The 21,101-nt window shown below is 40.4% G+C and carries 23 protein-coding genes and 2 pseudogenes; 15 read left to right on the top strand and 10 right to left on the bottom strand.

The features are described from left to right. Window positions 1-124 precede the first annotated feature (124 nt). From GPA07_RS13545 to alr, 3 genes are all read left to right on the top strand, one after another. Window positions 125-433, top strand: a complete 309-nt coding sequence (locus GPA07_RS13545) for a hypothetical protein (protein ID WP_008358831.1) — start codon at window positions 125-127, stop codon at window positions 431-433. 340 nt (window positions 434-773) lie between these two features. After that, a complete protein-coding gene (locus GPA07_RS13540; protein WP_157292733.1) occupies window positions 774-923 on the top strand; it encodes a hypothetical protein in 150 nt (49 codons plus the stop codon). A 130-nt stretch (window positions 924-1,053) separates the two neighbouring features. Beyond that, window positions 1,054-2,235 carry an alanine racemase gene (gene alr / locus GPA07_RS13535; protein WP_157292731.1) on the top strand — a complete coding sequence of 394 codons (1,182 nt, stop codon included), beginning with the start codon at window positions 1,054-1,056 and terminating at the stop codon, window positions 2,233-2,235. Between the two features lie 97 nt (window positions 2,236-2,332). On the opposite strand, the pseudogene GPA07_RS13530 reads toward alr, so the two are convergent. Continuing rightward, a pseudogene (locus GPA07_RS13530) lies at window positions 2,333-2,962 on the bottom strand (zinc-binding dehydrogenase); the annotation flags it as partial. A gap of 3 nt (window positions 2,963-2,965) precedes the next feature. Between GPA07_RS13530 and GPA07_RS13525 the strand changes: the two are divergent. From GPA07_RS13525 to hag (GPA07_RS13515), 3 genes and pseudogenes are all read left to right on the top strand, one after another. After that, a pseudogene (locus GPA07_RS13525) lies at window positions 2,966-3,130 on the top strand (Kelch repeat-containing protein); the annotation flags it as partial. A 232-nt stretch (window positions 3,131-3,362) separates the two neighbouring features. Continuing rightward, window positions 3,363-4,184 carry a flagellin Hag gene (gene hag, locus GPA07_RS13520; protein ID WP_071167759.1) on the top strand — a complete coding sequence of 274 codons (822 nt, stop codon included), beginning with the start codon at window positions 3,363-3,365 and terminating at the stop codon, window positions 4,182-4,184. 288 nt (window positions 4,185-4,472) lie between these two features. After that, the gene (gene hag / locus GPA07_RS13515) at window positions 4,473-5,294 is read left to right on the top strand and encodes a flagellin Hag (RefSeq protein ID WP_157292729.1); all 822 of its coding nucleotides are present in this window, start codon (window positions 4,473-4,475) and stop codon (window positions 5,292-5,294) included. Between the two features lie 31 nt (window positions 5,295-5,325). On the opposite strand, the gene GPA07_RS13510 is transcribed toward hag (GPA07_RS13515), so the two are convergent. Further along, window positions 5,326-6,795, bottom strand: a complete 1,470-nt coding sequence (locus GPA07_RS13510; protein WP_157292720.1) for an NAD(P)/FAD-dependent oxidoreductase — start codon at window positions 6,793-6,795, stop codon at window positions 5,326-5,328. Window positions 6,796-6,994: 199 nt separating this feature from the next. On the opposite strand from GPA07_RS13510, the gene GPA07_RS13505 reads away from it, so the two are divergent. After that, entirely contained in the window at window positions 6,995-7,816 is an 822-nt protein-coding gene (locus GPA07_RS13505) for a methyl-accepting chemotaxis protein (protein ID WP_157292718.1), read from the top strand. Between the two features lie 39 nt (window positions 7,817-7,855). Here the strand turns inward: GPA07_RS13505 and GPA07_RS13500 are convergent, their stop codons facing one another. Next, window positions 7,856-8,227, bottom strand: a complete 372-nt coding sequence (locus GPA07_RS13500) for a DUF5412 domain-containing protein (protein ID WP_071167756.1) — start codon at window positions 8,225-8,227, stop codon at window positions 7,856-7,858. Between the two features lie 245 nt (window positions 8,228-8,472). Between GPA07_RS13500 and GPA07_RS13495 the strand changes: the two genes are divergently transcribed. Further along, window positions 8,473-9,096 carry a poly-gamma-glutamate hydrolase family protein gene (locus GPA07_RS13495; RefSeq protein ID WP_157292715.1) on the top strand — a complete coding sequence of 208 codons (624 nt, stop codon included), beginning with the start codon at window positions 8,473-8,475 and terminating at the stop codon, window positions 9,094-9,096. Here GPA07_RS13495 and GPA07_RS13490 read toward each other — a convergent pair. Beyond that, complete coding sequence (locus GPA07_RS13490) at window positions 9,087-9,671, bottom strand: ImmA/IrrE family metallo-endopeptidase (protein WP_071167754.1); 585 nt, start codon at window positions 9,669-9,671, stop codon at window positions 9,087-9,089. The two genes, GPA07_RS13495 and GPA07_RS13490, sit on opposite strands and share 10 nt — an antisense overlap. 299 nt (window positions 9,672-9,970) lie before the next feature. On the opposite strand from GPA07_RS13490, the gene GPA07_RS13485 reads away from it, so the two are divergent. Further along, window positions 9,971-10,870 carry an N-acetylmuramoyl-L-alanine amidase gene (locus tag GPA07_RS13485; protein ID WP_157292714.1) on the top strand — a complete coding sequence of 300 codons (900 nt, stop codon included), beginning with the start codon at window positions 9,971-9,973 and terminating at the stop codon, window positions 10,868-10,870. On the opposite strand, the gene GPA07_RS19030 is transcribed toward GPA07_RS13485, so the two are convergent. The 6 genes from GPA07_RS19030 to GPA07_RS13460 all read right to left on the bottom strand — a co-directional run bounded on the left by GPA07_RS19030 (window position 10,859) and on the right by GPA07_RS13460 (window position 14,633). Continuing rightward, window positions 10,859-10,990: a hypothetical protein gene (locus tag GPA07_RS19030; RefSeq protein WP_008358857.1), complete on the bottom strand. Its 132-nt coding sequence runs from the start codon at window positions 10,988-10,990 to the stop codon at window positions 10,859-10,861. The genes GPA07_RS13485 and GPA07_RS19030 overlap by 12 nt on opposite strands. Before the next feature lie 99 nt (window positions 10,991-11,089). Next, window positions 11,090-11,260, bottom strand: coding sequence for a type II toxin-antitoxin system SpoIISB family antitoxin (locus tag GPA07_RS13480; RefSeq protein WP_008358858.1), 171 nt, complete (start codon window positions 11,258-11,260; stop codon window positions 11,090-11,092). Continuing rightward, a complete protein-coding gene (locus GPA07_RS13475) occupies window positions 11,235-12,005 on the bottom strand; it encodes a type II toxin-antitoxin system SpoIISA family toxin (RefSeq protein WP_008358861.1) in 771 nt (256 codons plus the stop codon). Before GPA07_RS13475 ends, GPA07_RS13480 begins: the two co-directional genes overlap by 26 nt. Window positions 12,006-12,346: 341 nt before the next feature. Then, on the bottom strand, window positions 12,347-13,345 hold the full coding sequence (locus GPA07_RS13470; RefSeq protein ID WP_008358863.1) for an inorganic phosphate transporter: 999 nt from the start codon (window positions 13,343-13,345) through the stop codon (window positions 12,347-12,349). Window positions 13,346-13,360: 15 nt separating this feature from the next. Next, entirely contained in the window at window positions 13,361-13,978 is a 618-nt protein-coding gene (locus tag GPA07_RS13465) for a DUF47 domain-containing protein (protein WP_008358866.1), read from the bottom strand. A 196-nt stretch (window positions 13,979-14,174) separates the two neighbouring features. Continuing rightward, window positions 14,175-14,633, bottom strand: coding sequence for an ASCH domain-containing protein (locus tag GPA07_RS13460; protein WP_157292712.1), 459 nt, complete (start codon window positions 14,631-14,633; stop codon window positions 14,175-14,177). A gap of 227 nt (window positions 14,634-14,860) precedes the next feature. On the opposite strand from GPA07_RS13460, the gene ggt reads away from it, so the two are divergent. The 6 genes from ggt to GPA07_RS13430 all read left to right on the top strand — a co-directional run bounded on the left by ggt (window position 14,861) and on the right by GPA07_RS13430 (window position 21,093). After that, window positions 14,861-16,615: a gamma-glutamyltransferase gene (gene ggt / locus GPA07_RS13455; protein ID WP_008358871.1), complete on the top strand. Its 1,755-nt coding sequence runs from the start codon at window positions 14,861-14,863 to the stop codon at window positions 16,613-16,615. 259 nt (window positions 16,616-16,874) lie between these two features. Next, complete coding sequence (locus tag GPA07_RS13450; protein ID WP_008358873.1) at window positions 16,875-17,906, top strand: sulfate ABC transporter substrate-binding protein; 1,032 nt, start codon at window positions 16,875-16,877, stop codon at window positions 17,904-17,906. Window positions 17,907-17,917: 11 nt separating this feature from the next. Continuing rightward, entirely contained in the window at window positions 17,918-18,763 is an 846-nt protein-coding gene (cysT, locus tag GPA07_RS13445; RefSeq protein ID WP_157292710.1) for a sulfate ABC transporter permease subunit CysT, read from the top strand. A 5-nt stretch (window positions 18,764-18,768) separates the two neighbouring features. Further along, on the top strand, window positions 18,769-19,638 hold the full coding sequence (gene cysW, locus GPA07_RS13440) for a sulfate ABC transporter permease subunit CysW (RefSeq protein ID WP_008358879.1): 870 nt from the start codon (window positions 18,769-18,771) through the stop codon (window positions 19,636-19,638). 15 nt (window positions 19,639-19,653) lie between these two features. Further along, entirely contained in the window at window positions 19,654-20,385 is a 732-nt protein-coding gene (locus GPA07_RS13435) for a sulfate/molybdate ABC transporter ATP-binding protein (RefSeq protein ID WP_008358881.1), read from the top strand. Window positions 20,386-20,625: 240 nt separating this feature from the next. Beyond that, window positions 20,626-21,093 carry a PTS sugar transporter subunit IIA gene (locus tag GPA07_RS13430; protein WP_008358883.1) on the top strand — a complete coding sequence of 156 codons (468 nt, stop codon included), beginning with the start codon at window positions 20,626-20,628 and terminating at the stop codon, window positions 21,091-21,093. Window positions 21,094-21,101 lie beyond the last annotated feature (8 nt).

Genomic DNA, 21,101 nt, shown 5'->3' with positions numbered 1-21,101 from the left:
ATTCATGAAAAAAGTCCTTCGTTTGTCATTTTCTTTTGTAAAACTCCACTATAGCTCATTCAAAAAATTTCGATGAGAATAGACTGTACGGAATAGAAAAAATTAAAAAGAAGGAGGCATTTTCTTGGGAAATATCACACAGGATTTATCGGCTCTTGGTTTAAACATCTCGCAAAGTGTAGGTTTTGGACGTAACCAATCATCAAATCCTACTGCAAATTCATCAAAATTTAATAGGCTTTTTGCCGGACTTACACCAGGTACCGCTCTCGATATCGTTGGTGATTCAGGTTACTTGTATGGACCGGGTAGTTTTGTCACTTATGACCAAACGGCGGGCATTGTATTTTTTAATGACCCAACTTCGGCTGGAGGTACTGCAACTAGTCTAATAGATGTGAACAAAATTGAAAGTGTAACATTCACTAGTTAAATATAAAAGACATTTGGTCATGTGTGGATGATTGCCAGGGTCATCATCGATTGTTGCAATGAAGCTGCAACACCCTATTCATTTGAGGATGTACAGAACATGTTATCATCATAGAAGAAAAAACATCATTCAGCCTTTTGCTGAGTGATGTTTTTTCTTCTATTAATAAACAGTTTAAAAAACATGGGGCTAAGTGTTTTTTACTAAAAGAACAGACTGTTGTCAGTAGAATCAAAGCTTGATACCGTTTCTTCTTCATCACTTCATTCATCAGAATGTCCGCATGCTGTACTTTGACCAGATCAATTTGTAAATGAAGGGTCATGATAGGGGGAGTATTGTGTTATTTATCAAAGGTGTCGAGATCACTTTCTTAGATTTTACTGTTCTAATAGATGTAGGTAATGGCTGGGAGACTGCTTTCAGTATCATTGATGCGATAATCATTTTACTCATAACGGGCAGTCTTCCCATTTTCTTTGACATATAAAATGAACTGCTGATAAAGGGTTATCCAGTCATTGCGGTTGAATGTTTTTCTCAAAAATGAATAAAGATAGACTAGACGCGAATGTGAACATTGATATCAGAATCACTTATGATATGAGGAGGAGCAATTAATGAAAAATCTCTGCCGGGAAGTCTGGATTGAAGTCAATCTTGACGCAATAAAAAGAAATATTGAAGCGATTCAAGCGCATATTCCAAGAAAAAGTAAGATTATGGCTGTAGTGAAAGCGAATGCCTATGGGCATGGTTCAGTGGAGGTAGCTCGCCAAGCATTGGAAAGTGGTGCGACAGAGCTGGCTGTGGCCAGTTTAGAAGAAGGAATTGTATTGCGAAGAGCGAAAGTTGAAGCCCCTATTCTCGTCCTTGGATTTACACCACTAGACTGTGTGAAAAAAGCTGCGGCCTGGAAAATTGATTTATCCGGTCTTCGTGCTGACTGGATCAAACAAGCAAATGAGATCTTAGAGGAAGAAGAAAGTCAGAATCAGCTTGGAATTCATGTCAATGTCGACACAGGGATGGGGCGACTAGGTGTACGAACGAAGGAAGAGCTTTTGGCCGTCGTGGAGGCGCTTGAAAAGAGTGAAAAGCTCAGATGGGATGGAATCTTTACACATTTCTCCAGTGCAGATGAGCCTGACCTCGATTTTACGTTGCTTCAGCATAGCATATTCATTGATTTTCTTCGGTTCTTGAAAAAACAAGGAATCACGCTGCCGACCGTACATATGAACAATACCGCTGCTGCTATTGCGTTTCCTGAATTTAGCGCCGATATGATCCGGCTTGGAATCGGACTTTATGGACTTTATCCCTCGACGTATATCCAAAGCTTAGACGCTGTTCAATTGGAGCCGGCTCTAAGCTTAAAGGCGAGAATTGCTTTCGTGAAGGAAATGGTCACAGAGCCTCGAACGGTCAGCTATGGCGCTACCTATGTGGCAAAGCCTGATGAAGTGATTGCGACGATACCAATTGGCTACGCAGATGGATACTCACGTGCTTTATCGAACCGAGGATTTATGCTTTTCTGCGGAGAACGAGTGCCGATTGCGGGCCGAGTCACAATGGATATGACCATGATCAGTTTAGGCGACATGAAGGCAAAGCAGGGAGAGGAAGTCGTCATTTACGGCCGTCAAAAAGGCGGAGAAATTTCTGTCGATGAAATTGCCGAAATGCTCAATACGATTAACTATGAAGTCGTCGCCACATTAAGCCGCCGCGTTCCAAGGTTTTACCGCCGAGGTGGACAGATGATTAAAATATCGACACCGGTGATGTATGTGTGAAGCCCATTTGTTTCTAAAAGCGGACAGCAAATGAAAATCCGATTAGCCCCCTTTACATGGCAAGGGGGCTAATGAGTTTAAGTTCTACTTTCACGGCTTAAGCTCGATACTCTTTATCTAAAATAAGGATTGGTTTAATCGTTGAGCCATTTTTAGAATCTTCAAAGGCTTGTTCAATATCTTCTAATTCATAGAATTTTGCTAGTTTCTCAACTGGGAATTGTCCGTTTTTGAAGAATTTCACTAGTTTAGGAATGAATAATTGGGGAACGGCATCTCCTTCTATCACTCCTTTTAATGTGAGAGCATTGAGCATGAGATCATTTGTCACATTAAATGTTAAATCCCGTTTACCTACTGCTACTGTTGCACAAGTCCCTTTGACACGCAGGCAATGAAGGGCAGCTAGCGTGACTTCGGGTACACCAGTTGTTTCAAATGAGTAATGTGCCCCTTTACCTTCCGTTATTTCCTTCACTTTTTCAGCTGGATTCTCATGTTTACTGTTGATGACATGTGTTGCACCTAATTCTTTTGCTAACTCAAGGCGGCTATCATGGATATCAACGGCAATAATTGGATCACAGCCTGTGATTTTTGCTGCCATTAACCCACTTAACCCAACAGCGCCTGTACCAAACACAACAAAGCTTGTACCTGGTGCTGGAGCAAGTGAATTTAAGACAGTACCGCTCCCGGTCATCAAACCGCAGCCGAAGGGGCCTAAATAATGAAAGAGATCAATGATTTTCTAAATTGGTACAAAGAAAGAAGCTTTGGAATCGGCATGAACTTTTATGAGATCAATGATGAACACAATAAAGGACCTTTCACAAGTAAGAAAGACTATGTGGTGTACCAAAATATTTTAATGTTTGATATCAAGCAATACTGATAGTGATAAATTGTAAAGCTGCTGATCATAGATCAGTAGCTTTTTATATTTTCACTTAATTGTTAAATTTAGGATGAATGTCATAAAAAACAAGATATTTTTTTGAAAATCTGCTAAACATCCCATAACTACGTCCGATAATAGAATTGTCAGGGTTGATAAGCCCTAGAATAAAGGACTTTTTTCAGACAAGGACGTCTGTCAGGTCCCACATACATGGAGGTAATAGGAAATGAGAATTAACCACAATATCGCAGCACTTAACACATTAAATCGTTTGTCTGCAAACAACAGTGCTAGCCAAAAGAACATGGAGAAACTTTCTTCTGGTCTTAAAATCAACCGTGCAGGAGATGACGCAGCTGGTCTTGCCATCTCTGAAAAAATGCGTGGACAAATCCGCGGATTAGAAATGGCTTCTAAAAACGCACAAGACGGTATCTCTCTTATTCAAACAGCTGAAGGTGCATTGACTGAAACTCATGCAATCCTTCAACGTATGCGTGAACTAACTGTTCAAGCAGGTAACACCGGTACTCAACAAACTGAAGATTTAACTGCTATTAAAGATGAAATGGATGCACTTGTTGAAGAAATTGATGGTATTTCTAATCGTACTGAATTTAACGGAAAAAAATTATTAGATGGTACTGAAACAACTGGATTTACATTCCAAATTGGTGCTAACGCAACTCAAAATATCAATGTTAGTATTAATAGCATGGATGCAACTACTTTAGGCGTAAATAATATTGATGTTGCTGCTGCTGGTTTCAGTTTTGACACAGAAATCGCAAAAATTGATACAGCAATTAAAAGTGTATCATCAGAGCGTTCTAAACTTGGTGCAGTTCAAAACCGTCTAGAGCACACAATCAACAACCTTGGTGCTTCTGGTGAAAACTTAACAGCTGCTGAGTCTCGTATCCGTGACGTTGACATGGCGAAAGAAATGAGTGAGTTCACGAAGAACAACATTCTTTCTCAAGCGTCTCAAGCAATGCTTGCACAAGCGAACCAACAGCCACAAAACGTACTTCAATTACTACGTTAATGAAAGGCCCCTTGATGGGGCTTTTTTTTATGCTGTTTTTTCTTCGCATTTTCTCCAGCTTTATGATTCTTAAATCCCTCTGGTAAATCATGAAAAATGACCTTTAAATTTGGCATACTCTAGCGAAATGATCATAATGAATAAGTCTTTTTCCTCATTTATCCCTTTTTTGTTAAACATATTCCATTAATGTTCGATAAATGGATTGTAAGGCTTACAAAAAAATTCTAATTTAGAACTTTTGGACATGGATGTCTAATTGGTTCAAACACATGGAGGTCATTTAATATGAGAATTAACCACAATATCGCAGCGCTTAACACACTCAACCGTTTGTCTGCAAATAATGGATCAGGGCAAAAGAATATGGAGAAGCTTTCTTCTGGTCTTCGTATTAACCGTGCTGGAGATGACGCAGCTGGTCTAGCAATTTCTGAAAAAATGCGTGGACAAATCCGCGGATTAGAAATGGCATCTAAAAACGCACAAGATGGTATTTCTCTTATTCAAACAGCTGAAGGTGCATTAACTGAAACTCATGCGATTCTTCAACGTATGCGTGAATTGACAGTTCAAGCTGGGAACGTTGGTACACAGCAGACTGAAGATTTAACGGCGATTCAAGAAGAACTTACTGCTTTGGTTGATGAAATTGATGGGATTTCTCAGCGTACAGCATTTAACGGAAAGAATCTATTAGATGGTAGTGTAGAGGATGGATTCCAATTCCAAATTGGAGCGAACATTGAGCAAAATATCAACGTAAAGATCGGCAAAATGGACGCTGAAACATTGACTGTCAAAGATATTAAAGTGAATGAAGATGGTTTTGACTTTGACGTTGAAGTAGCAAAAATCGATGCGGCAATCGGAGCAGTATCTAAACAACGTTCAGCACTTGGTGCGGTCCAAAACCGTCTAGAGCACACAATCAACAACCTTAGCGCTTCTGGTGAAAACTTAACAGCTGCTGAGTCTCGTATTCGTGACGTTGACATGGCAAAAGAAATGAGTGAGTTCACAAAGAACAACATTCTTTCTCAAGCGTCTCAAGCCATGCTTGCTCAAGCAAACCAACAGCCACAAAACGTACTTCAATTATTACGTTAATCGAAAAGCCCTTTAGGGGGCTTTTTTTATGTCAATTTGATTTCAGCAACTGGTGTAAATGAAAGTCAGGAACAGCTTCATGGAAGAAAGCTCGATTGAATTCATTATTCTCTTGATCCCACCTCTGCCACCAGCGGGCGATTTCACCAGTGACGTCAGCTTGAATCATGTCTTGCAGCTGCTCTAGGTTGATGATTTTTCTCGGTTCTATTAAGAAAGAATGCATACTGTGATATGCCTGAAGACGTTCAGGCTGTTTTGTTTGAATGGTATATTGTACATAATGATTTAAAAATTCTTGTACAAATGTCAAATGGGGAATAGGTTTTCCTTTTAACTCGACTCCTTCCCATGCCATATCAGCAATTGCACAAAGCCACCAGCCAAGTTCATTGGCATGCTGCATTTGTTGTAAAGTGTTTCTTTCGAAAGAAAAAGACTTATTTTCTTGTGTTTGTTTGAGCATACGCTCAAGTATGTGTGCTTCAAGCGCTGCTTTTGTCATTCCCTGCCCATGAATGGGATCTAATGTACACAAGGCATCACCCATGACCAATAAACCACTTGGCCAATCTTCCATTTGTTCATAGTGGTTTCTCACACAAGCCGGTACTCTAAATCCTTTTGGCTTCGTATAGGGAATTAAATGAGTGATGGCTTCTGCTATAGAAGGGTGGGTGAGTGCAGCGGTCTCTAAATCAAACTGATCCGCGTCCGTTGACGGATAATGTGAGCCGCCAGCTGCCGAGAGAAGAACAGCTGCTAAATCTTGATCTACTCGTTCAAACAGTCCTGTTGGAATCCGCTTATCTGGCTGTCCAACTACGACCATTGGTTCCAGATTCGGTGCATCAGGTGGTATTTGGTAGTATCTTGTGCTATACCCAAGAGACACGTTTAACTCATCTGTCTGCGGCAAGGTCAGTCCTGCGCTTTTCAACCATTTTGGCAATTTAGACATTCTTCCAGACGTATCTATGACTAAGTCTGCTTTCATTTCATGAATAATTCCTGGCTTTACGCTCCGGTCTTTGACCTGTATTCCTATGACTTGATTCGTTTCTTCCTCAAATTGAAGGGAGATCGCTTCATGTTTTTCTAAAAACTGAACACGTTCCTCACGCAACATTCTTTGCATGAGCACCCACTCTAACATGGCGCGTCTCGTAACAGCGGTTTCTTCTGTATCGGTGAGCGCTAATTCTCCATTTTTAGTAATAAATCGAGATGTTTGATGCAGTGTGTTGAACCCGCCCATTTCAAGTAACTCTTTTGTATAACCGGGAAATAAGCGTTCAAATATTTGCTTGCCTAATGGCAGCATTCTATGTGGATGAAAGGCTTGAGGGGTGCCATGACGATTCTCAGGAGAGTCTGGCAGTTCATCCTTCTCAATGATCAATACTTGAACATAAAACGTTGATAAAACCTTCGCAGCGAGCATTCCTGTCATGCCTCCACCAATGACAATTGCCCGCTCATACTTCATGGATTGTGTCACAACATGCGCCTCCAATGAATACGTAAAATGGTTACATGACCATTTCATCATATGTTGATTCTTTAATTATAGCAAATTTGCGTTTTTTTGAATACAGAAGGGAAATGACATACTTTTTACTCGTAAATATGAAAGTTTTTAAAAAAACAGTGATTAAATTAAGAGTAAAGACAGATAAAAATAGTAAGGGGTAGGTAGAGTGGATATACTACAGAGCATTGTAACAGCAGCACCATATATGATGAAAATATTAAAGAATGAAGTGACGATTGGTATCATTGATCGAGAGAAATTTTTGCTGTATTTGCCATCGAAAGATATTGATTTTCAAATACGTGCAGGAGACCCTATTAAACCAGATGATCAGAATATGAAAAAAGCGCTAAGAGGTGAAACATCAAGTATGTTTGTACCTGAATCGGTGTATGGGACGCCATTAAATGCAATGGGTTTGCCGATTTTTGATGAAAATCAACAAGTCATCGGCGCACTTGCTTTAGGTTTTCCGCTCAAAAATCAATTAGAACTGGAAGCGTATATGGAGTCATTGAATGAGATCATTCAAAGTATTCAAGAAAAGGTACATGTGGTGGCGGCGCATTCAGAGGAGCTCTCTGCTACAAGTGAGGAAATGACCTTACAAACGCAGCAAACACTTGAAAGCTCGAAAAAGACATCAGATATTACAAAAATGATCAAAGGCATCTCTAAACAAACAAGTCTGCTAGGATTGAATGCGTCAATTGAGGCAGCTCGAGCAGGAAAAGAGGGTGCTGGTTTTAGTGTTGTAGCAAGTGTTCAGAAGCTATCAAGTGAAACCTCACGTGCAACAGAAAACATTGAAAGCTCGTTGCAAGGGATTTCCTCTAATATACATACATTACTTGAGAGTATGGACCATATGAAAGGATCATCTTCAGAACAAGCTTTACTTGTGACGGAGTTTAGTGAAATTGTCGATCGATTGACTATGGTTAGCAAAGAAATGAAAGAATTTATGCAAAAGGTGATGTCAACGTAAAAAACGAATCCATAAAGGGTTCGTTTTTTTGATGGCTCGTTATTTTCTGTTTTTCTTGTCAAAGCGATAATCGTATGTTTCACCTTTGACAACGTTTAAAAACTCATGTCCAATTTGAACTAGCTGTGCATTTTTCCATTGGATAAGAGGATCTTTATCAGGGTACTTCCAGTAGATTGTTTTCTTGCGATGGGTTCGTTTGTTTTCAATTTCTGCTCTTACTGCATTCTCCTTTAGCTTTCCTCCACTATGTCGATAAGTGTTAATGACATAGGTTCCATCGGGTGATGACATAGAGCGGATGAATGTTCCATGAGACACGCCTTGAAGAGAGAAGCATTTCCAGTAAATGATTCCAGCGAAGCTAATACATAAGATCATAAGGATGATGGTGGTTTTCTTTTTAAACATGAATTCCTCCAGATATAGGTCGCAATATTTCTAATATATGAGAGAGAATACAACAAGATTCATATAGTCCGAAAGTTCCATTCATTTCAATTATCGGTTATTTTTTCTCGGAATTCAACAGCATAGCCGTAAAAATAAGGAAAATTTAAGGATGCTTTCATAAGGGATAGATGCTTCGAAAACACTTTACAAAAGAATTTGGGATCAGTAGACTTATGCTCATATAGAGGAATGGGGCAGATGAAATGAATCAAATCATAGATACGTATCAAAATTATGAAGAGCTTTCCGCTCATGAAAGAAAAGGGGTGGATTATCAGATTCTTCATGAACGGAAGGGGGACCAGCTTCTGGTCTTGTCACCTCATGCCGGAGGAATTGAATCTGGTGTGAGTGAGCTCATATACGAATTAGCAAGTGATTATTCTATGTATTTATTCGAGGGTCTTAAAGTGAAAGGCAATCATGTCCTTCATATTACGAGCACTCGTTTTGATGAGCCGATTTGTCTTTCACAAGTGCATACACACCATTATACGTTTGCGCTCCACGGCTATGGAGAAACAGACGTGCTTCAAACATTAGTTGGCGGTACTGACAGAGAAAAAGCTACGGAAACCGTGAGGCGTCTCACAGAAAATGGCTTTCATGCATTGCTTTTATCTGAATCTGATCGTTTTTCTGGAACTCATCCGCAAAATATTAATAATCAATGCCTCACAGGAAAAAGCGTACAAATTGAAATCAGCCAAGCTCAGAGAAGAGCATTCTTTCAAGACTTTAGAAGGAGTCGTCGGCGCGATACACAAAACGAACAATTTTATCAATACACAAATGTACTGAAACAAGTGCTGCGCCTCTATGAATAAACCTCTGATGTCTCGTGTGCTGCCTCCTTTGTTTGATACACGATTTCTTTTTCTGCGACCTTGTCCGCTCTCATTAAATAAGAAGTAAATTCTTTTTGAAATCGAATGCCTGCTCTTCGCTGTTCAAATAGGGCAAGCCGTTTTTCAGCAAAAGCCCACGTGACATGAAATGTTTGGGCGATTTGCAAAGTGGCTTGCTGCCTAAGGTTTGGAAGCTTCATTTGCAGCAGCATAAAAGTTGGAACACAAAAGTGATACATGAATTGTTTTGCTTGAAACTCTTGCAATTCTCGAAAGAGCTTGTGCATTTTGAAGTGATTCCCTGTATGCTTCAGCACATGACAAAGCTCATGGGCAAAATCCTGCCACTGTTCTTCTGGTGATAAAGCTCTGTTTAAAATAATACTGTAAAGACCTTGATGTTTGACCATCATGCTGCCAGTATCCTCGTAGTGTACCCATACATGAAATTCAGCTGCGATCCTATGCATGTCTACATAGGCAGGACCGCTTATTTGCAGTTGAGCGTATAACCGTTTAATATCTTCTTCTAAATGGGTTAAAAAATAAGTCATGTAAAAACCTCCATACAAACGTATGTTCTATTTCCAGCGTAAAAGAAAAGTCCATATAGGACTAAATGGCTAATAAAGCTATCGCTTACTTTTTATATCGGCTTGTTTTTAACAATTTTAACATAAAATCAAGGAGAATTGGAAGTATTTCCTGTTTTTTTGTTCTCTGCTGTGATAAAACGTCGATTGAATTCAAATTTTACCATAGACTTTTCACGAAAACAAACAAATTTGTCTTACGTTTGCCACCGATTGATGAGCAAGATCAAACATCAATTTAGCAAAAAGGAGTGCAAAGCATGGTACAAATTTATCAAGATTTTATTCCAGTTGGAAACGGAAATCGGCCAGGATACGCCATGACACCGGTGTATGTGACTGTGCATAACACAGCCAATACATCAAAGGGGGCTGACGCAAAAAGTCATGCGGCATATGTCAAGCGTTCAACGACAGAGGTGAGCTGGCATTTTACAGTGGATGACCATGAAATTTTTCAACATCTGCCTTTAAATGAAAATGGCTGGCATGCTGGGGATGGACATGGAGATGGCAACCGAAAATCAATTGGAATTGAAATTTGTGAAAATGAAGATGGAAACTTTCAGCAAGCTGTCAAACATGCCCAATGGCTCATTCAAAAGCTATTAAAAGAACATCATATTCCACTAGCCAATGTGGTCACGCATCAGCATTGGTCAGGAAAAACATGTCCACGCCTGCTGCTGGCTACATGGGATGAATTTAAAAAAGGAATCGAGACTGCAGGTGATCCGGAGACGGTCTTGACGTATGTCGTCAAAAGCGGAGATACGTTAACGAGTATTGCAAAAGCACATGGTGTCACGGTTAGTGATTTGCAGAAATGGAATAACATTAGTGATCCGAACATGATTCGAGTTGGACAGGTTCTCAACATTTATCGAACAGAGGAAAAGCTTACGTACGAACTGCCGGATGGGGTGTTAAAGGTAACATCGCCTCTGACGAAGGGGGAGCATGTACGTCTCGTCCAAAAAGCGCTGGCTGCTTTGTACTTTTATCCTGATAAAACAGCTGTAGATAAAGGAATTGATGGCATTTATGGGGAAAAAACAGCCAATGCCGTCGCGCGTTTTCAGCTGGTGAATGGTCTGACAAGTGATGGGGTATACGGCCCAAAAACAAAGGAGAAGCTGCTTAAACTGTTAAATCAGTGAGTTTTTCTTTTTGGCTGCTTGAATAACGGCTTCACTTTTTTCATGTAATCGGCTGACGTAGGGGGATGGCTGAAATTCAGCAAACTGAACATATCTCAATTGTTTGATTTTCTTTTTCATGTTGGCACCTCAATCGTTGCAGCAGTTGATTTTATTGTATGCAAGTAGATGTGAAAATGGAATTAGGACGCGGATGAAGTTCCGCGTCCTTTAGTGTGATCAAGCTTTTTTATTTTTATACTCATCTAAGAGCTGTTCATTCTTTTTGAAAATACGCTCAGTATGGGGACTTACCTTGTAATCAGCCATACTAATATGGCGCTTCTTCTTTAAAATCTTAAAAGGGTTTTTCTTGCGATTGTTATTATCCCCTTGAAGTGCGTGGTCCATCTTCATCACCTTCCTCTTCGTCAGGCAAGATTAGGTCATAAATCGTTGTAAGTGAAGTCATTAATAAATAGTCGAACTCAGTGACAATCTCCTCAGAGGTCAGCTTAATCACATAGTGTGCATCTGCTACTGAAAAAGGGATGAGCACCAATTTGCCAAAATCATCGTAATATACTTCCTGCCTGTCAAGCTTTGCTTGAATGAGCGCTCTTTGATCAAGTGTCCTCAGCAGGTCATCCTTTTGCTCCTGCGTATTATATGGACAAAGAACGGCTTGGATATTCATTTTTTCTGCAAAAGAATAGATCAGTCGTTCAATTCCCTCTATATATGCTTCTATACTTCCATAATATACATGGATCGGTTCGTTTTTCAATAGGTATTGGTACGTTTTTAGTTTATTAAGGTAAGAATGAAGAAGATCGTTATTTTGTTCAAGGAGTTGATGAGTGTCCGTCTCAAGTTCATGATTTCCGAGTTTTTTAATATAAGAGCTGAGGAAAATGAAGGCATCAGTTAATGCGAAAAAAACAGCAATAATCAGGTAATGCATCCAATCGGTGAAGATTGAAGAAGGGTCATTCGTCCAGTACACAACGGCACCCGCTACATAAATCCAATACCACGTTTTACGAATGGCAAACATCTTTTCTTTTACTTTTTGCTCAAAGCGCCATACCGCAAATACATACACAGCAAGAGCACCAAGCAATAACCAAACAGTTAATTGAAAAAATAATAGCATGTTCTTCTCTCCCATAGACAGATGAATACTTATTTACTTCTATGGATATGTTTGGAAACCCTGCTTCATGAAAAAACTGTCTATCAGAAAAGGAGCAGACAAATAAAAAAAGACCTGTTAGACAGGTCTTTCAGCGTGTAGACAAACCCTCGCATTCTCCCGCAGTCCTGCGTGCCGGTGCTTACGAATGTCAAATTCGCTCCGCGCCGGTACTCGTCCTTCCTAGATTGCAAAGGTTCTCATGTCACGCTAAAAAGAAGACAAAGGGCTAAAATAAAGTTCATTTTAGCCCTTTGTCAACAATCTGAAAAGACCTGTTAGACAGGTCTTTGACATTTACATTAGAGAATCGCGTTTAATACAAAGTATACAAGAGCACCTAGTGTCCCTGAAATCGGTAAAGTAATGACCCAGGTGACAAGCATACGTTTTGCTGTACCCCAGTTCACACCTTTTACTCTGTGCGCAGAACCTACGCCTAGAATAGAAGAGGAGATAACGTGTGTTGTACTAACTGGTAAATGGATAAACGTTGCACCGAAAATAATCGCTGCACCAGTTAAGTCCGCTGATACTCCGTTTACTGGACGAATTTTCATGATTTTTCCGCCGACTGTTTTTATAATCTTCCAGCCGCCAACAGAAGTACCAAGTCCCATTGCAAGTGCACAAGAGAATTGTACCCAGAATGGAATGTCGTCTGTTGTATGAAGATTAGCTGCAATTAAAGCCATCGTGATAATCCCCATTGCTTTTTGCGCATCGTTTGTACCATGGGTATACGATTGAAGTGCAGCAGTTAAAATTTGAACACGTCGGAATTGTTTATTTGTTTTTGCAAGATTGTTGTCTCTGAATATGATTTTAATAATGGTATACACGATATATCCCAATACAAAAGCCAGGATAGGTGAAAGCAAAAGTGCTTGAATGATTTTAATGAATCCCGAATAGTTTAAAGCGCTAAACCCTGCAGAGGCAATAACGGCCCCCGCAATTGAACCGATCAGTGCGTGTGAAGAACTACTCGGAATCCCGTAATACCAAGTAAGCAAGTTCCAAGTAATGGCCGCGATTAAAGCAGCCAAAATGACAACAGAACCGTTTTGAAGTGTAAATGGATCTGCGATGTCCTTTGTAATGGACTTTGCCACACCTGTAAATGTCATTGCTCCTATGAAGTTCATGAACGCTGCCATGATAATAGCATGTCTAGGCTTTAAAGCCTTCGTTGAAACAGAAGTAGCAATGGCATTTGCTGTATCGTGGAATCCGTTAATGAAATCAAAAGCAAGTGCACAAATAACAATAAGTATGGTGAGGATAAGTAAAATGTCCATGTTTAACTAACCCCGTTACGCATTCTTCATAATGATTGTTTCTAGATTGTTGGCAACACTTTGACAGGAATCAGCGATTTCTTCAAGTGTTTCGTATATTTCTTTGTATTGAATGACCTTAATTGGATCTGTTTCTTTTCCAAACAAGTTCTTTAGTGATTTACGATGAAGATTGTCACAATTATGTTCAATCTCTTTGATCTTGATTGCGTGCGGATGAATATCTTTCAAGCGATTATCAGCCAGTAATTCAATTGTGGTTAAAATTTCTTTCGCGCATTCTCTGATGTAGTGGCTGAATTTGTCGATATGTTCGTCAGAGCTTGTAATTGAATAAATTTCTAACGTTGCTGAAAAATGCTCAATTCCATCTAAAACATCATCGAGACTATTCGTCAATTGAAGAATGTCTTCACGTTCAATCGGTGTAATAAAGGCTTTGTTCAGCTCTTTAATCATGGTATGAACATGATGATCACCTTTTGTCTCATATTCCTTCAATGTGTCAGAAAATTCTTTCAGAGTGGTTTGATTTGTTACTTTATAGCTAACAAAATACTCAGCAGTTTCATCTAAATTTTTAGCAATTTCCGTTAACAAGACGGAAAACTTATCTTTTTTCCTTTTTAACATGTAAAAACCCTCCATTGTATAAATGAGACAATGCACACATCAAATAATTATATATTCTTTTGTCGAAAAAAAACAGGTGTAGTCGAAAATTTCTTCACTTTTTCTATTTGATCTTATTCTGACCTAAAGATGACATCTCAACACACCTTTTTCAAAAAGGGAAAAAGGTGGCTTGTATTCGGCGCCGCTTAAAGCGTTACGAAGCTGAATAAATCAATTTGAAACGTTCGCAAACAAGCAGCATATCCTCTTGAAAATCTAATTCATACGGTTTAAGTGCTTCTGTGAAGAATTCTTTATGGACTCTGTACCAATAGTCATAGGATAGATCCCCTTCACCTTCTGCTCTTGCGAATGATTCAGGGACTTTGTTCATTGGCATCACATCTACAGCTGTGATCTCGATGATGGCTTTTGGTTCTTCCTGACTGTCGAGAATGATTGCGTATTGTCCAGCCTGTGGGAGCGGCTCCTGCTCTTTTTCGTAAAAAATATGTCCTGAACAAGTGGCTGTTTTTTTCCCTTGCTGTACAAGCTTAAGCAAGTGATCTGGATCTGCGCCAAATGCCCAAGCGGAAACAGAGGCGTGATTAGGGGCTTTTCCTGATTTTTCTTCCCAATAAGAATCCCAAAATAATGTGCTTTTGTGGTTCATTCTTTTTCCCCCTTTGTGATGAGATTATTATATCGTGGAGTTTCACGATTGGAAATGATATGCCTTTATTCCTACATATTGCGCATGCCATATGATTTGGAAAAATGTATTTCGTTTAGCGAATATAGGATGATAGGATGAAAAATTTTGAAATTTTAGAATAATCTATTGTATTCTGGTCAAGAAGTCGGTAAGGTCAAAGTAAGAATATGGAAGGGGTGTTGTTCATGAAACGCATTTCTCTAACTGTTTTGTCCATATGTCTGTTTGTTTTCTCGTTTTTCCTGCCGGTCAGCCAAGTCACTGCAAATGAAACTCATGGGAATAAAGTAGCTGTTGGTAAAGATGGAATGGTGGCTACTGCTCATCCGCTGGCATCGGAAATTGGTGCTGATGTGTTGAAAAAAGGTGGGAACGCAGTGGATGCTGCAGTAGCCATCCAATATGCACTGAACGTCACAGAGCCAATGATGTCTGGAATTGGCGGCGGAGGATTTATGATGGTGTATGATGGTAAGACAAAAGAAACATCCATCATCAATAGTAGAGAACGAGCACCACAGGGCGCAACACCTGACATGTTTTTAACAGATGAAGGGAAAGTGATTCCATTTGCTGAGCGGTCCACACATGGGAATGCTGTTGGTGTTCCTGGGACAGTAAAAGGTCTCGAAGCGGCTTTAGATAAGTGGGGTACTCGTTCTATGAAGGAATTGATTGAGCCTTCCATTCAGCTTGCAGAGGATGGATTTGAAATTGATTCTGTCCTGGCAAAAGCGATTGATGATCACCAAGGGAAATTGAAAAAAACGGCCGCAGCGCCAATTTTCCTTCCAAATGATCAGCCGCTCGAAGAAGGAGATCTGCTTGTCCAGCCAGGTCTTGCAAAAACATTTAAACTCATTGCGAAAAAAGGAAGCAAAGCGTTTTATGAAGGAAAAGTAGCAAAAGCACTTGCGCATACAGTCCAAGATTTTGGTGGTACGATGACTTCACAAGACATCAAACGTTATGAGGTCGAGACTGACAAGCCAATCTGGGGAGACTATAAAGGATACCAGCTTGCAAGCATGCCTCCACCAAGCTCGGGCGGGGTGTTTATGCTACAAATACTCAAAATACTTGACCACTTTAACCTATCTCAGTATGACCCCAAATCATTCGAAAAATATCATCTGCTTGCTGAAACGATGCACCTCTCCTATGCTGACCGCGCGGCATATGCCGGCGACCCCGAATTCGTAGATGTTCCACTAAAAGGACTATTAGACGACGACTACATTTCAGAAAGAGCCTCTCTCATTCAATTAGATCAAATGAATCGCGACCCGAAAGAAGGAGATCCTTGGGCATATGAGGATGAAAAAAATCCATCCCCAATTGTTCCTCAGCCAGAAGATAAAACCATTGGTGAGACGACCCATTTTACTGTTGCAGATCAGTGGGGAAATGTTGTGTCATTCACAACAACCATTGAACAGTTATTTGGTACAGGGATTCTCGTCCCAGAGTATGGATTTTTCTTAAACAATGAACTAACTGATTTTGATGCAAGACCTGGCGGCGCAAATGAAGTGCAGCCGAATAAACGACCATTATCAAGTATGACACCGACGATCATATTTAAAGATGGAGAGCCTGTTATGACTGTTGGATCACCTGGAGGAACTACCATTATTGCTTCTGTTTCACAAACCATCCTGAATTTGCTTGAATATGACATGGAGCTTCAGGATGCGGTGGAAGAGCCAAGAATTTATACAAACAGCTTAACTTCTTACCGGTATGAAGTAGGTGTCCCTCTCGATGTGAGAACAAAGCTAAATGATTTGGGTCATCAGTTTGGCAGTTCACCTATTGATATAGGAAATGTGCAAGCTTTACTGATTGATCGAAAAGCAGGTACATTTACTGGAGTAGCTGACTCAACGAGAAACGGAACCGCTGTTGGTGTCAATTTAAAGCTGTCTGCAGATCAATAACATTTCCCGGGAAAAGAAGCGCCTCATGATGAGGGCGTTTCTTTTTGCTTGAATAAAAATAAAAACACAGTTGACACCTGTGAATAGTTTGAATAATATATAGACTAACATCAATCATACATAGCTGATCGGACAACCGAAGGCTCTTGGCATTGAAGTACAGGACTACTATGTTCTTCAATTGCTGAGGGCCTTTTTTGCGTATGGAACTTAAAACGGCAAGGTTGGTGTCACATTATTTGAAGGGGAGAGGGATAACGTGAAAAAGTGGAAATGGGTCTTTATCGTGACCACCCTATTCATCATCACGAGTGCTGCATGCTCAAATGCAAATGAAGCCTCAAATCAAAAGGGAAAGATTGAGCTGTTAAATGTGTCATATGATCCTACACGTGAATTGTATCAAGAATACAATCAAGCATTTCAGACTTATTGGAAGGACAAAACCGGTGAGGATGTGACGATTCAGCAGTCTCACGGAGGATCAGGTAAGCAGGGGAGATCCATTATTGATGGACTGGAGGCAGATGTGGCCACACTTGCTCTTGGGTATGACATTGATGCGATTGCAGATCGTGGACTGCTTTCAAAGGATTGGCAAAAGGAATTTCCAAACCAGTCTACACCCTATACGTCTACCATTGTATTTCTTGTGAAAAAAGGGAATCCAAAGAACATCAAAGACTGGGATGACTTAATTAAGCCAGGCGTGTCCATTATTACGCCTAATCCAAAAACGTCAGGCGGTGCAAGATGGAATTATTTAGCCGCATGGGCATATGCCGATAAAACCTTTCATGGAGATGAAGAAAAAACAAAGGATTTTGTGAAAAAGTTATATGAACATGTTGAGGTCCTTGATTCAGGTGCCCGTGGAGCCACCACTACCTTTGTTGAACGCGGCCTTGGTGATGTGTTAATTGCATGGGAAAATGAAGCGTATTTGACGCTGCATGAATTAGGCAAAGACAAATTTGAGATTGTCAGTCCTTCCATTAGTATTCTAGCAGAGCCGCCCGTTGCTGTTGTCGATCAAAATGTGAAACGAAAAGGAACTGAGAAAGTGGCAAAGGCTTATCTGGATTATTTGTATTCTAAAAAAGGGCAGGAAATTGCAGCGAAAAACTATTACCGGCCTAGAAATCAAGAAGTGTTAAACAAATATAAAGACCAGTTTAAAGAGATTGATATGGTGACAATTGATGAAGCCTTTGGCGGTTGGCGAAAGGCGCAGAAAAGATTTTTTGATGATGGCGGATTATTTGATCAAATATATAGCGGACAAAAATAGGGGGCGACGTGATGAAGAAAGCACATGCTGCCGCCAATAAAAGAAAACGTGTATTGCCTGGATTCGGGCTGAGTCTCGGGGTGACACTTGTCTATGTAAGTACGATTGTCGTGATTCCTTTATCTATGGTATTTATTTGGACGGCTTCATTAGGAGCAGAAGGCATTTGGAACGTCTTTAGTGATGCGCGGGTGCTAAAGTCACTGCAGCTGACGGTTACGACTTCTTTTGCAGCTGCACTCATCAATGCAGGATTCGGTGTACTGATCGCATGGGTTCTCGCGCGGTACTCGTTTCCAGGAAAGAAAATTTTGGATGCACTCATTGACTTGCCGTTTGCACTACCAACGGCAGTTGCTGGTATTGCTCTGACAACTCTTTATTCTCCGAATGGGTGGATCGGTCAATTTTTGCATATGAAGGTGGCGTACACCCCTTTGGGGATTATTTTGGCACTAATTTTTATTGGCATTCCATTTGTCATTAGAACGGTTCAGCCGGTCATAGAGGGGCTTCAGCAGGAGGTGGAAGAGGCTGCGGCCATTCTTGGTGCAACAAGGAAACAGACCTTTTTTCATATACTTTTGCCGGCATTGTTTCCAGCGGTGATGACAGGATTTTCTCTTGCATTTGCAAGAGCCCTCGGTGAATATGGCTCCGTTGTGTTTATTGCTGGAAATATTCCGTTTAAGACTGAAATTACACCACTGATGATCATGTCAAAGCTTGAGCAGTATGATTACCATGGTGCAGCAGCGATTGCTTGTTTGATGCTGCTCCTATCTTTTTTCATCCTGTTATTGATTCATGGTGTGCAGTGGTATGTAGAGCGGAAAAAACAAGTGGAAGTGAGGTGAGTTGATTGGAGAGAGAGCTTAGTAAACAGCAACACATCAAATTTAAAAGCCCTGTGACCGAATCAAAAGCGGTGAAGATCATTTTTGTTGCCATTGTGTATGCCTTTTTGCTGTTGTTTTTACTCATGCCGCTGATTGCCGTGTTTTCAAAGGCTTTTGAGAAAGGCTGGAATTCTTATCTTTTTGCCATTTCACATCCAGATACACTCGCAGCCATTAAATTGACGGTCTTCATTGTGGTCGTCACCTTGCCGCTTCAAATCATTTTTGGGGTTAGTGCTGCATGGCTCATCACAAAATTTAACTTTCGCGGAAAACGGCTGTTAACGACTGTGATCGACCTCCCGTTTGCTGTATCACCTGTTATTGCCGGACTTGTATTTGTGCTTTTATTTGGTTCGAATGGACTGTTAGGACCATGGCTTTTAGCAAACGGATGGAAAGTGATTTACTCTGTGCCAGGCATGATTCTTGCGACCATCTTCGTCACATTTCCTTTTATTGCAAGAGAGTTAATTCCGTTTATGCAAACGGAAGGCATTCATGAGGAGGAAGCATCGCTTACGCTTGGTGCGAACGGGTGGAAGACCTTTTTTCTTGTGACACTTCCGAATATCAAATGGGCCCTTTTTTATGGCGTCATTTTAGCAGGGGCAAGGGCAATTGGTGAGTTTGGTGCAGTGTCGGTTGTTTCAGGTCATATTCGCGGGATGACGAATACGATGCCGCTTCATATAGAAATTTTATACAACGAGTATCAATTTCAAGCTGCTTTTGCCGTAGCTTCGCTCATGGCGTTTGTGGCGGTCATCACATTAATCATCAAACAAATCATTCAGCAGATGGATCACCGGCTTGGCAAGCGTTCAAAATAAATGGAGGGATTAGCCTTGGGGATTACAGCGAAACAAATTTCAAAACGGTTTGGTCAAACGAAGGTCCTGCAAGACGTAGACTTATCAATCGGAAGTGGCGAATTGATTTCTTTATTAGGACCATCGGGATCAGGTAAGACGACTTTATTAAGAATTATTGCAGGCCTTGATTATGCAAATAACGGACAGATTTTATTTGGAGAACAGGATTATACACATATTCCAGTACGGAAGCGGCAGATCGGGTTTGTGTTTCAGCAATATGCTCTTTTTCGAAATATGACGGTATTTGATAATGTTGCATATGGTCTTAAGGTGAAGCCTAGAGGAGAAAGGCTGTCTAAAAAAGACATCAAAGAGCGGGTGCAAGAGCTTCTGAAAGTCGTTCAGTTAACGCAGTATGAGCACCGTTATCCAGAGCAGCTATCAGGCGGACAGAAGCAGCGTGTAGCACTCGCGCGTGCACTTGCCGTCAAACCGAAGGCCCTTCTATTAGATGAACCTTTTGGCGCCTTGGATACAAAGGTAAGAAAAGAATTGAGACATTGGCTGAAAAAAGTTCATCAAGAATTTCAAATGACCACGATCTTTGTCACACATGATCAAGAGGAGGCGTTTGATATTGCTGATCGTGTTGTAGTAATGAATGAAGGCAGAATTGAAAAGATCGGCACAAAGCAAGAAATGGCTGAGCAGACAGACAACCTTTTTGTATCTGAATTTTTAGATATTGGAAGCCATATTTAACAGGAGGATTAGAAGATTTGAAGAAGAGGATGCAGCCATGTCTGCGTCTTTTTTTTATAAAAATTTTCCTAGGAACATTGACTTATAATTTCGAATATTATAATATCTTTACAAAGGTAACAGTATTGAACATTTTAAATAACATGTATTTGTAAGTGCTTTAAAAAAGGTTCTGTTTTAAAATGTTCTTTCTGTTTGTTACATGTGTTCATGATCATACCAAATGAAAGAGGTGGTTGTTTGAACAGCTTATTTGAGTTAGATAAGCAGCTGATTGAGCTGCAGTACGAAGCGTCGTCTAGAGAGGAGGTGACCACATATTTAGCAAAACGGTTAGAAGCTGAAGGATATATTAAATCGAGCTTTTTACCAGCAGTGCTAGAAAGAGAAAAAACATATCCTACTGGCCTGCCCCTTGCGACCTTTGGCGTGGCAATTCCCCATACAGACCCTGAACATGTGCACAAACCGGCGATCAGTGTTGCGACTTTAAAGGAACCTGTCATTTTTCATAAGATGGGAAGCCCTGATGAGACAGTCCAAGCCAAAATAGTATTCGTCCTTGCAATCTCTGAACCTAGTAAGCAGCTTGTGATGTTGGAGAAACTCATGACACTTTTTCGCAAGGAAGAAGTGATGAGCAGGCTTTCTCATCTGACATCGTATGAAGAAGCCGTTGATTTACTTCAACAAGAATTAAATCAATAGAAAAATGT

It is taken from the genome of Bacillus sp. ms-22 (genome assembly GCF_009759805.1).
Taxonomy (GTDB): Bacteria; Bacillota; Bacilli; order Bacillales; family Bacillaceae; genus Bacillus; species Bacillus xiamenensis.
This window is presented reverse-complemented; position numbering and strand designations above follow the sequence as displayed.